Here is a 14,433-nt window from a genome sequence, read left to right on the forward strand (position 1 = left end):
GTCGTCACCCGGCCGTCTTCAGCGCTGCCCGCGCGACCGGGACGCCGGTGCCCCGCGGACGCCCGGGGAGCGCAGGACCGCGGCGAGCTGGGCACGCTCGGCGATGCCCAACTTGCGGTACACGTTGGTCAGGTGCGTCTCCACGGTACGTACGGTGACGTGCAGCGACTGGGCGATCGAGCGGTTCCTGGCGCCGCCGGCGGCCAGGCCGGCGACCTTGCGTTCCATGCTGGTGAGCAGGTCCAGGGGTGATCCGGTCAGCTTCCGCATGCGGCCGCCCGCCGCCAGCAGGGCGCCGCGGGCCTGCTGGCCCAGCAGGAGGGCGCCGCAGCGCTGGGCGAGGTCGGCCGCGGTGCGCAGGTGCTCGCGCGCGGCGCGCCGGTCGTCCGCCGCCAGCAGGGCCTGCCCCAGGACGAGTTCGGCGCGGGCGTGTTCGACGCGGGCCGGCGAGTCGGACAGTTGCCGCACCGCCTCGCCCAGCAGTTCCACGCCCTTCTCACCGGGGGTGGCCACGCCGCGGGCCAGGGCGGCCAGCCCGAGGACGCGCGGGGTGCCCCAGTGCCGGGCGAGCCGAACGCCGGCAGCCGCGGGTTCCTGCGCCTCCTCGGCGCGGCCCAGGTCGGCGAGCACGCAGGCCGCCTCCGCCCACCAGGGCAGGTGGACCGCGTGGCGCATCCCGGCCTCCTCCAGCGACCGGCCGCACTCGCGGAACAGCGCCAGCGCGCCTTCCGCGTCCCCCAGGGCGCGACGGGCCCGGCCACGGGCCAGGAGGTAGCGGTAGTGGGTCCACACGTACTGGTCGCGCCAGGCGGGGGCGATGCCGGTCAGCAGCTTCTCGGCGTGCGCCGCCTCGCCCCGGTCCACCAGCACACCCGCCAGGGCCAGGTGCGGCAGGACCACCATCTCGCCCCACCGTTCCGCGTCGCTGATCTGCACCGCCCTCCTGGCGTCCGCGAGCGCGTCTGGGAGCGCTCCCAGGCCGTGCAGGAGCAGGGACCGGATCGACAGGGCCAGGGAGTAGGTCCATACGGCGGAGTTCTCCCGGCCGTGGCGCAGGAGGCGGTCCAGCGCGTGCAGCGCGTCCTCGGTACGGTCGGCGAGGGACAGGACGAAGCCCGAGTTGATCAGCGACCAGCTCTTCAGCGGGAGCTGGGGCGCGTGGGCCGCGCGCAGGGCGTACCGCACCGCCGGTTCGGGGGGCGCCTGGTCACCCAGGGCCATGAGTACGGCCATCGCCGCCAGTTTCTGGCGCTGGGCGGGGGTGTCGCCCTCCGGCACGGTCATCGCCGCGGCCCTCTTCCGGGCCGCGGCGAAGGTGCTGCGGCTCTGTGTGCCGGCGATCAGCAGTACCGACTCGACGAGCGTGCGCAGTTCCCGGTCGGCGGGCAGAAGGACGGGGCCGAGTTCGGCGTCGAGGTCGTCCAGCACCTCTTCGAGCAGGTCCAGCGCGGCGGGGCTTTCCCGGGCGGCCAGGCAGGTCGTGCCGAACTGCGCGGCGATGCGCGCCCGGGTGCGGATGTCGACGCTGGGCGCCAGCGCACCGCGGAGCAGGCCGAGGGCCGCGGGCGGGTCGGTCTCGGCCAGTGCCCCGGCCAGCCGGACGCGGACCTCCACGCTGTCGGGGTCCACTTCCAGCACCCGGTACAGGTAGCGGGCCGCGGCCTCCGGGGCGCCGCGCGTCTGGGCCCGGGCGGCGGCTTCCAGCAGGATGTCCGGCATCCAGGGTTCCGTGATCGACGGCAGCGGCAGGAGGTGTGCGGCGACCTCTTCGGCGGGCCGTCCCGCGTCGCTCAGGAGCAGGGCGGCCCGCGTGCGCAGGCACGCCAGGGTGTGAGGGGTCAGCGGTGCCAGCACCGCCGCGCGCACCGCGCCGTCCGCCGGCCGTCTGCCGCCGGACGTCAGCAGCCCGGCTTCCCGCAGCACCGTGCGGGCGTCCTCGACGACGTCGGCGGGGACCGCGGCCAGCGGGCCGACGTGGCCGGTGTCCGACTCGCCGAGGATTGCCACCGCCCGCGCGACCTCGCCGACCCAGGGCGGCCGGCGGTCCAGGAATTCGCGTACCCAGTCCGCCAGGACGCGGGCGCCGGTCTCGGCGATCCGGTCGGCGCCGACCAGGCCGGAGCCGACGCCTTCGGTCTGCAGTTCGCCCAGCAGGCGGTCCAGGAGGCGGGGGTTGCCGCCGGTCGTGGCCCAGGCGCGGGCGACGAAGGCGGGAGCGGCGGGCGCCGGGAAGAACCGCCGTACGGCCTCGGCGACCTCCGGCTCGGTCAGCGGCCGCAGGCGCAGCGTCGTGGTGCGGCGGTGGGCGGTGAGGTCCGCCAGGGCGCGGTGGGCCGGGGTGCCGCGGGCGAGGGAGGTGGCCTCGGCCTGCTGGGTGAGGACGACGAGCAGGGGGAGGCCGTCGGCCCGGCGCAGCAGGAAGTCCAGCCAGCGCAGGGAGAGTTCGTCGCAGTGGTGGGCGTCGTCCAGGGCCAGGACGAGCGGGCGGCGCAGCTCGTTCGCCGCGAGACGGTACAGGTCGTGGAACGCGCGCTGGACGGCGGGGGCGTGCGGCGGCGCGCCGGCCGGCGGGCCGCCGTCCGGTACGGCCGGACCGAAGAGGGCGCGCACGCCGCTGAAGGAGTCCGCCGAGGTGTTCTCCTCGCAGCGGCCGTGCCGGACCGTCGCGGGCCGGCAGGCGTCCCCGTCGAGGAAGGCGCGCAGCAAGGTGGTCTTGCCGATTCCGGTCGAGCCGGTCACGACCGCGGAACCCGCGCTGCCCCGGCGCGCCGCGCGGGCGAGCCGGCCGAGTACCTCGATGTCGTCGGCCCGGCCGGCCAAGGTGCTGTTCAGACGGGAGTTGACGCTCCGGTCTCGCACCATTGAGCTCCTCGCACCTCAGAGAGACAACAGATGCGACGAAGCACCACCACACCTTGTTGTAAATCACCCGAAAGAGTGATGTCTGTCCGACGTGCGCCACAGTACATGATCATCAGACTCCGTGACCAGGACCCACCTCAGCGCGCCAACTCCCCTCCGTCGGCGAGGTGTTCCCGCAGCAGCGCCAGTACGGCGGGGGCCTGGGAGGCGAGGTAGAAGTGACCGCCCGGGAACACCCGGACGTCGAACGCGCCCGTGGTGTGCAGGCGCCAGTCCGCGGCCTCCTCCCGCGTGGTCAGCGGGTCGTTGTCGCCGGTCAACGCGGTGATCGGCGCCTTGATCGACGCCCCGGGGTCGCAGCGGTAGGTCTCCACCGCGGTGTAGTCGCTGCGGACCGCCGGGAGGACCATGCGCAGCAGTTCCTCGTCACCCAGCAGCGCGGTGTTCGTACCGGAGAGCCGCTTCAGCTCGGCGACGATCCCGTCGTCGTCGCGCCGGTGCACGCTCTCCGCGCGGTAGCGCGAGGGCGCGCGCCGCGCCGAGGCGAAGAGGTGCGTCAGTTCGCCGCCGTCGGCCTCCAGCCGCCGGGCCACCTCGAACGCGACCATCGCGCCCATGCTGTGCCCGAAGAACGCCGTCGGCCGCGCACCGAGCCGGTCCCGCAGGGCCGCGTACACCAGGTCGGCCATGGCCGCGATGTCACTGGGGCTGGTCTCGGTCCGCCGGTCCTGGCGGCCGGGATACTGCACCGACAGCACTTCCGCCACGGGCGAGAGCTGTGCCGACATGGGGTGGTAGAAGGGGGCCGAACCGCCCGCGTGCGGGAAGCAGACCAGTTGGCGCGGACGGTCCGGGGCCGGGTGGTAGCACCGGGCCCAGAGCCCTTCCGCCGTGGTCGTCGTCATGGTGCTGGTTCCTCCTCGCCAGGGCACCGGACCGGCCCCCGGTATGCGGCGGCCGGCGACCGGCCCTTGTGGTTCACACTCGCGCTCCACCAGGCGGACGCGGGACCTCACCTGGTGTCCGTGCTCCGCGGGACGGCGGGTACCGCCGCGGCCGGAGCCGTACGGGACACCCACCGCCTCGGGGCGTCCCGTGGACCCGACTACCAGCTACCGGCCAGCAGCAGGTCCCCGAATTCCCGCTCGCGGGAGGCCTGGCGCAGATCGGAGTCGACCATCATGCGCATCAGCTCGGGGAAGTCGACGGTGGGCTCCCAGCCGAGCTGGGCGCGGGCGCGCTCGGCGTCCGCGCACAGGATCTCCACCTCGGCCGGGCGCACCAGCGAGGGGTCGATGCTGACGTAGTCCTCCCAGTTCAGGCCCACGTGCTCGAAGGCGATACGGACGGCGTCGCGGACCGAGTGCATCTGGCCGGTCCCGATCACGTAGTCGCCCGGCTCGTCCTGCTGGAGCATCAGGTGCATGGCACGGACGTAGTCCCCCGCGAAGCCCCAGTCACGTACGGCGTCGAGGTTGCCCAGGGACAGCTTGTCCTGGTAGCCGAGCTTGATGCGGGCCACCGCGAGCGAGATCTTGCGGGTCACGAACTCCGCGCCACGGCGCGGCGATTCGTGGTTGAACAGCATGCCGGAGACCGCGTACATGCCGAAGGACTCACGGTAGTTGCGGGTGATGAAGTGCCCGTAGGTCTTCGCCACGCCGTACGGGCTGCGCGGCCGGAAGATGGTCGTCTCGCACTGCGGTGTCTCGGCGACCTTGCCGAACATCTCCGACGAGGACGCCTGGTAGAAACGGATCCGGCCACGGCCGCCGCTGCCGGCCCCGTTCAGGCCGCTGACCATGCGGATCGCTTCGAGCATGCGCAGCACGCCCATGCCGTTGATCTCGGTGACGAGTTCGGCCTGCTGCCAGGACATCGGTACGAAGGAGATCGCACCGAGGTTGTAGATCTCGTCGGGCTGCACCTTGTCGACGGCGGAGACCAGGCTGGCCTGGTCCATCAGGTCACCGTCGACGAAGTTCAGGTCGGAGACGAGCCTGCTGACCCGCGACTTGCGCGGATTGGCCTGCCCGCGCATCAGCCCCCACACCTGGTAACCCTGGGCGAGCAGATGCTCGGCCAGATAGGAGCCGTCCTGCCCGGTGATTCCGGTGATCAGCGCACGCTTGGACATACCATTCCTCTCCTCCGCATGGAACACACCGCCCAAACGCAGAGCCGGGTTCACTGCTTGACCTCTTGGCTACGCGAACTCGTATGGCATCGGATGACACCGAAAAAGCCACGGTCCGGACGCTGGGTGCTCGAACGCTTCCAAGCGGCCGGTCACGGTGTCAAGGAATTCGGGGCACACTAGGGAATTCCTGAGTGTCGGCCACCGTGCGTTTCGGGTCCTTTCTCATCGGCGCCCCGGGCCTCGACGCGGACCCGCCGCACCCCGCCGACGGGGAACTAGGGATTTCCCGGCGCACGGTGCGCTGCACTGTCCGGGTGTGCCCCGCCAGGCCCGGCCGCCGCTCCCGTCCCGCTGCCGACCGGGTCTGCCCGTCCCCTGGAGCGTTACCCGGTGCTGCTCAGACTCCTGCGAACCCACCTGCGGACCCACCGGCGCTCCGTCGCACTGCTGGGGCTGCTGCAACTGGTGCAGGTCCTGGCCACGCTGGCCCTGCCGACGCTGGGCGCCGCGGTCATCGACAACGGCGTGGTCGCCTCCGACAGCGGCTCCATCACCCGGATCGGCCTGTTCATGCTGGTCCTGGCGGCCCTCCAGGTCACGGCGTCCGTGGGCGCGGTGTCCCTGGGGGCCCGTACGGCCATGGCGATGGGCCGCGACCTGCGCTCGGCGGTCTTCCGCCGGGTGCTGGACTTCTCGGCGCGCGAGGTCGGGCAGTTCGGCACCTCGTCACTCATGACGCGGACCGTCAACGACGTGCACCAGGTCCAGTTGCTGGCGCTGTCCGTGTTCGGCGTCGTCGTGTCCGCCCCCCTGATGTGTCTGGGCAGCATCGCACTCGCGCTCCAGCAGGACATTCAGCTCTCCCTGCTCCTGGTGGCGCTGGTGGTGGTGCTCGGAATGGCCTTCGGAATCCTTCTCGGCCGCACCGGTCCGTTCTACGCCCGTATGCAGAAATACCTGGACCGCGTCAACGCTCTGCTGCGAGAACGCATCGTCGGTGTCCGTGTCGTACGGGCATTTGTACGCGACGGCCACGAAAGCGCGAGATTCGACCGCACCAATTCCGCGTTGCACGACATCTCGCTGCGCGTCGGCCGGCTGCTGGCGGCCGTCACCCCCGTCGTACTGCTGGCCCTGAACGTTTTCATGGTGGCCGTGCTGTGGTTGGGGTCCCACCGTGTCGAGGCCGGGGCGATGCCGTTCGGCGCGCTCAGCGCGTTTCTGAATTACCTGACGCTGCTCCTGATGTCGGTGGTGATGGTGACCTTCGTGTGTCTGTCGATGCCACGGGCGAGGGTCTCGGCCGAACGCATCCAGCAGGTGCTCACGACCGAGCCGAGCGTGGCGGCTCCGCCCGAGCCCGTCCGCGCCCTGCCGGCCGCCGGGGAACTGGCGCTGCTTGACGCCGAATTCCGCTACCCGGGAGCGGAGGAACCGGTGCTGAGCGGGATCGACCTGCGCGCCGGGCCCGGTGAGACGGTGGCGATCCTCGGCAGCACGGGCAGCGGCAAGACCACCCTGCTCAACCTCGTGCTGCGGCACTTCGACGCCACCGGCGGCTCCGTGCGCGTGGGCGGCGTCGACGTCCGCGCACTGGACGCGGAGGTGCTGCGCCGCACCGTCGGCTTCGTACCGCAGCGGCCGTACCTCTTCTCCGGCACCGTCGCCGAGAACCTGCGCTTCGGCGAACCGGGCGCCACCGACGACGACCTCTGGCGCGTGCTGGAGATCGCCCAGGCCCGCGACTTCGTACAGCGCCTGCCCCAGGGACTGGACTCGCCGATCAGCCAGGGCGGCGGCAATGTGTCCGGCGGGCAGCGGCAGCGCCTGGCGATCGCCCGCACCCTGCTGCGCAAGCCGGACATCTACCTCTTCGACGACTGCTTCTCCGCGCTGGACCACGCCACGGACGCCGCGCTGCGGGCCGCCCTGGAGCCCGAGCTGTCCCGGGCGACGGTGCTCACCGTCGCCCAGCGCGTCAGCACCGTCCGGCACGCCCGGCGCATCGTGGTCCTGGAAGCGGGGCGGGTGGCCGCCACCGGGACGCACGCGGAGCTGCTGCGCACCAGTACGACGTACCAGGAAATCGCCCGGTCCCAACTCACCGCGGCCACCGCCCGGCCCGACGGCCCCGGCCCGGACGCCGGCACCGCGACGACACTCCAGGAGGCTGGCCATGGAACCGGCGGACAGCGCTAGCCCCGGGCGGTCCGGCACCGCCCGCCGTACGCTGGCGCTGCTGCGCCCGCACCGTGCCCAGGTGGCCGTGGCGGTCGGCCTCGGACTCGGCGGCGTCGCGCTCAACGCGTCGGGCCCGATGCTCCTGGGCAGGGCCACCGACCTGGTCTTCGACGGCCTCCGGCAGCCCCCCGGCTCCGGGGGCACCGACTTCGCCGGGATCGCCCGGGTGCTGCTGCTCGCCCTCGCGCTCTTCGGCGCCGCCGCCCTCCTCACCCTCCTCCAGGGGCGACTGGTCGCGGCCGTCGTCCAGCGTGTGGTGTTCACGCTGCGCCGGTCCGTCGAGACCAAGATCGCCCGCCTGCCGATGGGGTACTTCGACCGCCACCCGGCGGGTGAGGTGCTCAGCCGGGTGACCAACGACGTCGACAACGTCCAGCAGACCCTCCAGCAGACCCTCAGCCAACTGATCACGGCGGTGTTCTCCGTCCTGACCATGCTGGTGCTGATGTTCGTCATCTCTCCGCTGCTGGCCCTGCTCATGCTCGTCTGCGTCCCGGTGTCGGCCGTGCTCGCCGCCCGGATCAGCAAGCGCGCCCAGCCGCGGTTCACCCAGCAGTGGACCGCCACCGGAGCACTGAGCGCCCATGTCGAGGAGATCTACACCGGACACGCGCTGGTCAAGGGCTTCGGGCGGCGCGAGCAGGCCGAGCGGGCCTTCGACGCGCACAACGAGGCGGTGTACCGCGCCGGCGCGCGGGCACAGTTCGTCTCCGGCACCATCGAGCCGTCGATGACGTTCGTCTCCAACCTCGGCTATGTCGTCGTGGCGGTCGTCGGCGCGCTGCGCGTGGTCGCCGGAGCCCTGACCATCGGCGACGTCCAGGCGTTCATCCTCTACTCGCGGCAGTTCAGCCAGCCGATCGTCGAGGTCGCCGGCATCGCCGCCCGCCTGCTGTCCGCCCTCGCCTCCGCGGAACGGATCCACGACCTCCTGGACGCCGACGAGCAACGGCCCGACCCCGAGCGCCCCGCGCGGCCGCACCGGGCCCGCGGACACGTCCGGTTCGAGCGGGTGCACTTCCGCTACTCCCCCGGCACCCCGCTCATCGAGGATCTCTCCCTCACCGTCGAACCAGGTCGGACCGTGGCGGTCGTCGGACCCACCGGCGCGGGCAAGACCACCCTGGGCAACCTCCTCATGCGGTTCTACGAGACCGACGCGGGACGCATCCTCCTGGACGGTACCGACATCACCACCCTGACCCGCGAAGAGCTGCGCTCCCAGATCGGCCTGGTGCTCCAGGACGCGTGGCTCTTCTCCGGCACCATCGCCGACAACATCGCTTACGGGCGTCCCGACGCCACGCGGGCGGACATCGAGGCCGCCGCCCGCGCCACCTGCGCCGACCGCTTCATCCGCACCCTGCCCGACGGCTACGACACGGTCCTGGACGAGGAGTCGGCCAACGTCAGCGCGGGCGAGAAGCAGCTCCTCACCATCGCCCGCGCCTTCCTGGCCCGGCCCTCGATCCTGCTGCTGGACGAGGCGACCAGCTCCGTCGACACCCGTACGGAGGCCCTCATCCAGCGGGCGATGCACTCCCTGCGCGCGGGCCGCACCAGCTTCGTCATCGCCCACCGGCTCTCCACCATCCGCGACGCGGACCTCATCCTCGTCATGGAAGACGGCCGCATCGTCGAACGCGGCACCCACGACCAGCTCCTGGCCGCCGACGGGGCCTACGCCCGGCTGCACTCGGCGGTGGGCGGGGCCGGGCCGGAGGAGGCGGAGCCGGGGGACGCGGAACTGGAGGACGCGGAACTGGAGGAGGCGGCGCCTCGCTGAGCGGGGGCCGGGCCTGAGCGGGCGGTGTCCGGGGCAGGCAGGCGGTGTTCCCCGGGTGCCGGGCGGGAAGCCGCGGCTCACTTCTCCCGCGCGGGGCCGGCCGCGGCCGCGGCGAGCACCGCGCGGGCGCCGTCGCGGGCCGGGCGGGCGGCGTCCGCGCCCAGGATGGAGGAGGCCACCATGGCCCCTTCGATCAGCAGGTGGATCTGTTCGCCGACGCCACGCGCGTCGGCGTAGTCCGCGGCCAGCTCCGTCAGGTGGTCGCGGAGCAGGGTCTTGTGTTCCTGCACCGCCTCGGTCACAAGCGGGTGCCGTTCGTGGTCATCACCGCCCAGTTCGGCCCAGGCGTTGACGAAGGGGCACCCCCGGAACCCGGGCTCGGTGGGGGTTTCCAGCATATGGTCGAACGCCGCGAGCAGGCGTGCCCGCGAGCCGGCCGGCACCGGGGCCGCCCGCTCGACGGCCCCGGCCAGCTCCGTACGACGGCGCTGCCCGTGCGCCCGCAGATAGGCGGCCACGAGGTGGTGCTTGGAGGGGTAGAGCTTGTACAGCCGCGCGAGCGAGACCTCCGCCCGGTCCCGGACCTGGGTCATCCGCACCGCGTGGATGCCGTATTGGCTGTACAGCTCTTCGGCGGCCGCCAGCACGCGCGATCGCCCCTCGTCACAGTCCACCGCCGTCAACTCCGGACCTCCCCTTCCCCACTAGAACGCTGGTTCTAGTGTACGGGCACGGCCTCCGGGATGAACCACTCACCGTGCGGCACGACCAGAGGCGTGATGCCCAGCTCCTTGGCGCGCCTCTCGAAACGCTCGACCGCCTGCGGGGCCTCGATGTAGAGGGGCGGCTTGTTCAGCGTGCCGTAATGAATGGGCACCGCGATGCGGGCCCCCAGGATGTGGGCCGCGACCGCGGCCTCCTCCGGCAGCATGACGGCGTTGAAGGGGCTCGGCGGCTGTAGGTGGGAAAGTTCGATTATCGCACCATTGATGGGGACGAAGGCGATGTCCACCGGCCCGAACCGGCGCGCGATCGACCACCAGTGGCCATGGAAGATGGTGTCCCCTCCGTGGAAAACGCGCAGCCCGTCGCACTCGACGACCCAGCAGAGCTGCGGATCCCCCAGACCGTCGAGCGAGGGCCCCGCCCCGATACGGAACGGGCCGGCGCCGCGCTCCTCCCACGGCCGCAGGACCTCGCTCGCGACGCCGTGCTCGCGGAACGAGGCCTCCACCCCACAGGTCCATTTGCGGTCGTCGTCCGGTCCGGTGACCGGCTCGGGCCGGTACACGGGCGCGCCGGCGGCGAGCGCCCTGCGGATCGCCGCCGGGTCGGCATGATCGGAATGCAGGTGCGTCACCAGCGCCGCCAGGGTCTCCCCGGGGCGGGAGGCGGCGGGGAACTTCTGGTCGGAGTACAGCGGCGAGGCGTCCTCGATGAGGTCGATGACCAGCGTCCGGCCGTCGTGTTCGAGTTCCGCGCCCGCCCATCCCAAACGTCGCAGTCGCACAGCGTCTCCCTTGCCTCGCGGTTCGGCCCGGCCCGGACATGCCGGGCGGAGGGCTGGAACCATCGTTCTTAGAACGGCTGTTCTCACCGTAGCAGAATGGCCGTTCTAGGGGCCGGGGGCGGCCAGTTCGCCACAACCCGGCCGACGACAGAAGCGCTTTTCCGTACGCCGCCGGACGAGCGGGCCGAGCACGCGGGGCGGGCGGGAGAGCGCACCCAAGGCCGCGCCGAGGCGGCCCGTCGCCCACGCCGACCCGTACGCCCGCCTGTACGCGACCCCAGGACGAACCCCGCATCTTCGTGGCTTCTGCCAGTACGGCCGTCTGCCGGAGTGCGGGGAGACTGCCCGCCACGGGCCGCGACGCGCTCCGGAGCGGGGGCCGGGCCCACCGGCATGACGAATCTCGGGAAGGAACAGCACCGTGAGCGTGCAGCAGTATGACGAGATCGGCGAGGCGTTCGAGGGCTTCAAGTCCCTTCCGCTGGCGCACTACGCCGAGGTGCCCGGCTTCCTGGCCATGGTCGGGGACGTGCGCGGCAAGTCGGTCCTCGACCTGGCCTCCGGCACCGGCTTCTACAGCAGGGAGTTCAAGCGGCGCGGCGCCACGGAGGTGCTCGGAATCGACATCTCCGGCGAGATGGTCGCCGCGGCCCGGAAGTTGGAGGCACGCGATCCCCTCGGCGTGCGCTACGAGGTGGGCGATGTGGCCGAACTGCGCCCCCTGGGGCGGCGCTTCGACGTCGCCACCGCCGTCCAGCTCCTCGGCTACGCGGAGGACATCGCCGCCATGGAGCGGATGTGCCGCACCGTACACCGGAACCTGGCACCCGGCGCCGAGTTCTTCCTGCTCATGCAGACACCCGACTACCGCTTCGACGGACCGACCCCGCGCAGGTACGGCTTCCTCAGCGAGCTGACCGGCGAGGAGACCGAGACCGGGCCGCGCGTGCGGATCACCGCGCTGCTCGACCCGCCGATCTCGTTCGTCGCCACCTGCCCGCGCCGCGCGGTCTACGAGGAGTGCCTGCGGGCGGCCGGCTTCCACGCGGTGACCTGGGTCCCGTTGGAGGTGTCCGACGCCGGCATGCGGGAGTTCGGTGCGGACTTCTGGACGGACTTCCTCGCCAATCCCCCACTGGAGATGCTGCGCTGCCGCGCCTGACGCCCACCCCGGCGTCGCGGCGGCCGACCCGGCGGCGCGGCTCACCGTCCCTCGGGCGCGCCGTTCCCCCGAACCCACGCGGCGACCGGGACCGGCCGGAGCCGCTCCGGTCACCCGTCGGTCTGGAGCCTCACACCGCGGAGTCGAAGCGTTCCCACACCCGGTGGCTGCCCAGGAGCTGCGTGACGCGCTCCAGGGTGGCGGGGCCGCTGCCGCCGATCACGACGCCGGGTGCGTCGGCCGGGACACCGGCCGACGCGAAGACGGCGTCGGCACCTGCCCAGCCGCCGATGGCCTTGCCGTGCCGGAAGGCTTCGGACACCAGGAGGCCGACCCGCGGGGCGGTGGCAGCGGCCTGCTCGCCGGCGGGCCCGGCGGCCGCCCTGGCAGCGCGGGCGCCGAGGGCGTCCTTGCCGACACCGGGTGCTCCGGCGACCAGGACGGCGTCGAACTCCACGGAGCGGGCGGTGACGTACGTCCGCTGCACGGTGACGGCGCCGCCGCCGCAGCCGAGCCGGCCGCCGGACGGGGCGATGACGAGCGGAACCATGCCCGCGTCGAGCACGGCCTGCCGTACCGCGCGTACGCCGTCGAGGTCGTCGGCCGCGTCGGTGACGATGCCGACGATCCGGCCGTCCACCGGCCAGGCGGCGCCGACCTGCGACAGCGCCGGGCTGGGCGCCACCGGAGCCGGCGTCACGGTCGGTTCGGGAGCCGGCAACCCCAGGCCCGCCGCGACCTGTGCGCACAGTTCGGCGTCGATGTTCGCCAGGACCTTCAGGCCCCGTTCCTTGACGGCCTGCTCGTAGCACTTGCCCAGCTCGAAGGTGTACGCGCCGATGATGTGCGCACGCTCCACCGGCGTCATGCTGAGCCAGAACCGGCGCGCCTGGGCGCGCGGCCCATGAGATGGCGGGTCCGACCGGTGGTGTGCCCGACCCGGCCGCCCGGGACGCGCGGTGACAGGGAGCGAAACAGGTCATCAGCGGACCAAACTGAGCGCACCAGGGAAAAGTGAACCTTTGCCACAAAGCGCACCATACGTTCCGCTCGTGCGCGCGGTATGCCCCTACGTACGGCCAGTCGTGCGACACGAACCGCTCGCACCGGCCGCCACACCGCCACCTCGCAACGCCGCCGCGCGCCGTCATCCCGTCCGGCCATCGAGCGCGTCGTCGGCCGGCCCGAGCGCCTCAGCGTCGCGGTCCGGCCACCTCGGGCGTCGACGGCTGCCGCGGGGGAACGGGAGTCCCGGAGGGTGGTGCGACGCGACGTGTGGTGATCAGGGTGAGGGCGACGATGGCCACGCCGCAGGCGGTGACGATCCAGTAGCCCGGGCGTACCGCCTCGGTGAACGCCGTACCGGAGTGGTGCAGGCCGGCGGTGAGGACCGCGCCGAGCACGGCGACGCCCAGGGCCTGCCCGAACTGGCGGCTGGTGGAGACGATCGCCGCGGCCACCCCCGCCTGCTCCTTCGGCATGCCGGACATGGCGGCGTTGGTGACGGGCGTGTTGGCCAGGCCCACGCCGATGCCGATCAGGACGTACGCGGTGAAGAGCAGCGCGTCCGTCGTGAACGCGCCGCCGACGGCGAGCAGGCCGCCGCCGGCGGTGGTGGCGGCGCCGGCCAGCAGCAGCGGCAGCCGGGGGCCGCGGGTGGCGGTCAGCCGCCCGGAGAGCGGTGAGGTGACGATGTTCATGACGGCCATGGGCAGGAGGTACAGGCCCGCGGCCAGGGCCGAGAGTCCGCGCACGTTCTGCAGGTAGAGCGTGTTGAGGAAGAGGAAGCCGCCGAGCACGAAGAAGGAGCACACCGCCATGACGCTCGCCCCGCTGAACGCGGCGCTGCGGAAGACCCGCAGATCCACCAGCGGTTCGGAGCGGCGGCGTTCGTAGTGGATCAGGGCGAGGAGCGCGACCGGCGCGGCCAGTGCGCAGCCGAGGGTGCGCGGGGCGGTCCATCCGGTACTGGGGCCCTCGATGATGGCGTAGGTCAGGCAGCCCAGCAGCACGGTGACCAGGACCTGTCCGACGGGGTCGACGCGGCGGGGCCGGGGGGCGCGGGACTCCGGTACGAAGCGTGCGGCGCAGACGAGGGCCGCCAGTCCGATCGGCAGGTTGAGCCAGAAGATGGACCGCCAGCCGATGCCCTGGACGAGCACTCCGCCCACCATCGGGCCCACGGCCATCGCCACGCCCATCACGGCGCCCCACACGCCGATCGCCCGGGCGCGTTCGCGCGGTTCGGCGAAGGTGTTGGTGATGATGGACATGGCCACCGGGTTGAGCATCGAGGCGCCGATCGCCTGGACGACGCGGAAGGCGACGAGCCAGCCCAGGCCGGGCGCCAGGCCGCACAGCAGCGACCCGAGGGTGAACAGGGCCAGGCCGGCCTGGAAGACCCGCCGACGGCCGAGCCGGTCCCCCGCGGAACCGGCGAGCATCAGCAAGGCGGCCAGCACGATCAGGTAGGCGTCGGTGGTCCACTGGAGACCCGAGAGCGGACTGTGCAGGTCGCGCTGCATGGCGGGCAGCGCCACATTGAGCACCGTGTTGTTGAGGTTGCCGAGGAACACGCTCGTGCAACAGACCGCCAGGACAAGAGTCCGGTCCCGGCGGGTGAGTTCGTTCCGGATGGACACAGCCGGGCCCACCGTCCTTTCTTCGTGGGCCTCCGCGCCGCCCCTGTCATGTTCCGAGTCCGCGGCGCGCAGATCGCTGCGGTGTGCTCA

At 72.5% G+C, this 14,433-nt stretch carries 9 protein-coding genes and 1 pseudogene; 3 read left to right on the forward strand and 7 right to left on the reverse strand.

The window, feature by feature from the left end:
- Window positions 1–18 precede the first annotated feature (18 nt).
- The 3 genes from ACH4EB_RS22835 to ACH4EB_RS22845 form a co-directional block, all read right to left on the reverse strand.
- A complete protein-coding gene (locus ACH4EB_RS22835; RefSeq protein WP_398349398.1) occupies window positions 19–2,862 on the reverse strand; it encodes an AAA family ATPase in 2,844 nt (947 codons plus the stop codon).
- 137 nt (window positions 2,863–2,999) lie between these two features.
- Entirely contained in the window at window positions 3,000–3,767 is a 768-nt protein-coding gene (locus tag ACH4EB_RS22840) for a thioesterase II family protein (RefSeq protein WP_398349399.1), read from the reverse strand.
- A 200-nt stretch (window positions 3,768–3,967) separates the two neighbouring features.
- On the reverse strand, window positions 3,968–4,999 hold the full coding sequence (locus ACH4EB_RS22845) for a GDP-mannose 4,6-dehydratase (RefSeq protein WP_398349400.1): 1,032 nt from the start codon (window positions 4,997–4,999) through the stop codon (window positions 3,968–3,970).
- A gap of 393 nt (window positions 5,000–5,392) precedes the next feature.
- On the opposite strand from ACH4EB_RS22845, the gene ACH4EB_RS22850 reads away from it, so the two are divergent.
- Together ACH4EB_RS22850 and ACH4EB_RS22855 are read left to right on the forward strand one after the other, a co-directional pair.
- Window positions 5,393–7,201 carry an ABC transporter ATP-binding protein gene (locus ACH4EB_RS22850; protein ID WP_398349401.1) on the forward strand — a complete coding sequence of 603 codons (1,809 nt, stop codon included), beginning with the start codon at window positions 5,393–5,395 and terminating at the stop codon, window positions 7,199–7,201.
- Complete coding sequence (locus ACH4EB_RS22855) at window positions 7,179–9,029, forward strand: ABC transporter ATP-binding protein (protein ID WP_398349402.1); 1,851 nt, start codon at window positions 7,179–7,181, stop codon at window positions 9,027–9,029. Before ACH4EB_RS22850 ends, ACH4EB_RS22855 begins: the two co-directional genes overlap by 23 nt.
- 77 nt (window positions 9,030–9,106) lie before the next feature.
- On the opposite strand, the gene ACH4EB_RS22860 is transcribed toward ACH4EB_RS22855, so the two are convergent.
- Together ACH4EB_RS22860 and ACH4EB_RS22865 are read right to left on the reverse strand one after the other, a co-directional pair.
- Window positions 9,107–9,703, reverse strand: coding sequence for a TetR/AcrR family transcriptional regulator (locus ACH4EB_RS22860; RefSeq protein WP_398349403.1), 597 nt, complete (start codon window positions 9,701–9,703; stop codon window positions 9,107–9,109).
- A gap of 44 nt (window positions 9,704–9,747) precedes the next feature.
- Window positions 9,748–10,539, reverse strand: coding sequence for an MBL fold metallo-hydrolase (locus ACH4EB_RS22865; RefSeq protein ID WP_398349404.1), 792 nt, complete (start codon window positions 10,537–10,539; stop codon window positions 9,748–9,750).
- A gap of 421 nt (window positions 10,540–10,960) precedes the next feature.
- Here ACH4EB_RS22865 and ACH4EB_RS22870 point away from each other — a divergent pair, with 421 nt between their 5' ends.
- Window positions 10,961–11,701, forward strand: a complete 741-nt coding sequence (locus ACH4EB_RS22870) for a class I SAM-dependent methyltransferase (protein WP_398349405.1) — start codon at window positions 10,961–10,963, stop codon at window positions 11,699–11,701.
- Window positions 11,702–11,831: 130 nt separating this feature from the next.
- On the opposite strand, the pseudogene ACH4EB_RS22875 reads toward ACH4EB_RS22870, so the two are convergent.
- Window positions 11,832–12,596 (reverse strand): annotated as a pseudogene (locus tag ACH4EB_RS22875) (catalase-related domain-containing protein); the annotation flags it as partial.
- A gap of 298 nt (window positions 12,597–12,894) precedes the next feature.
- A complete protein-coding gene (locus tag ACH4EB_RS22880) occupies window positions 12,895–14,343 on the reverse strand; it encodes an MFS transporter (protein WP_398349406.1) in 1,449 nt (482 codons plus the stop codon).
- Window positions 14,344–14,433: the final 90 nt, after the last annotated feature.

Origin of the sequence: Streptomyces sp. NPDC018045, assembly GCF_044327445.1 — a bacterium.
Taxonomy (GTDB): Bacteria; Actinomycetota; Actinomycetes; order Streptomycetales; family Streptomycetaceae; genus Streptomyces.

What these genes read in the sequence shown, in the direction of transcription:
- ACH4EB_RS22835 (WP_398349398.1), bottom strand. Translation starts at nt 2,862, where the DNA reads ATGGTGCGAGACCGGAGCGTCAACTCCCGTCTGAACAGCACCTTGGCC.
- ACH4EB_RS22840 (WP_398349399.1), bottom strand. Translation starts at nt 3,767, where the DNA reads ATGACGACGACCACGGCGGAAGGGCTCTGGGCCCGGTGCTACCACCCG.
- ACH4EB_RS22845 (WP_398349400.1), bottom strand. Translation starts at nt 4,999, where the DNA reads ATGTCCAAGCGTGCGCTGATCACCGGAATCACCGGGCAGGACGGCTCC.
- ACH4EB_RS22855 (WP_398349402.1), top strand. Translation starts at nt 7,179, where the DNA reads ATGGAACCGGCGGACAGCGCTAGCCCCGGGCGGTCCGGCACCGCCCGC.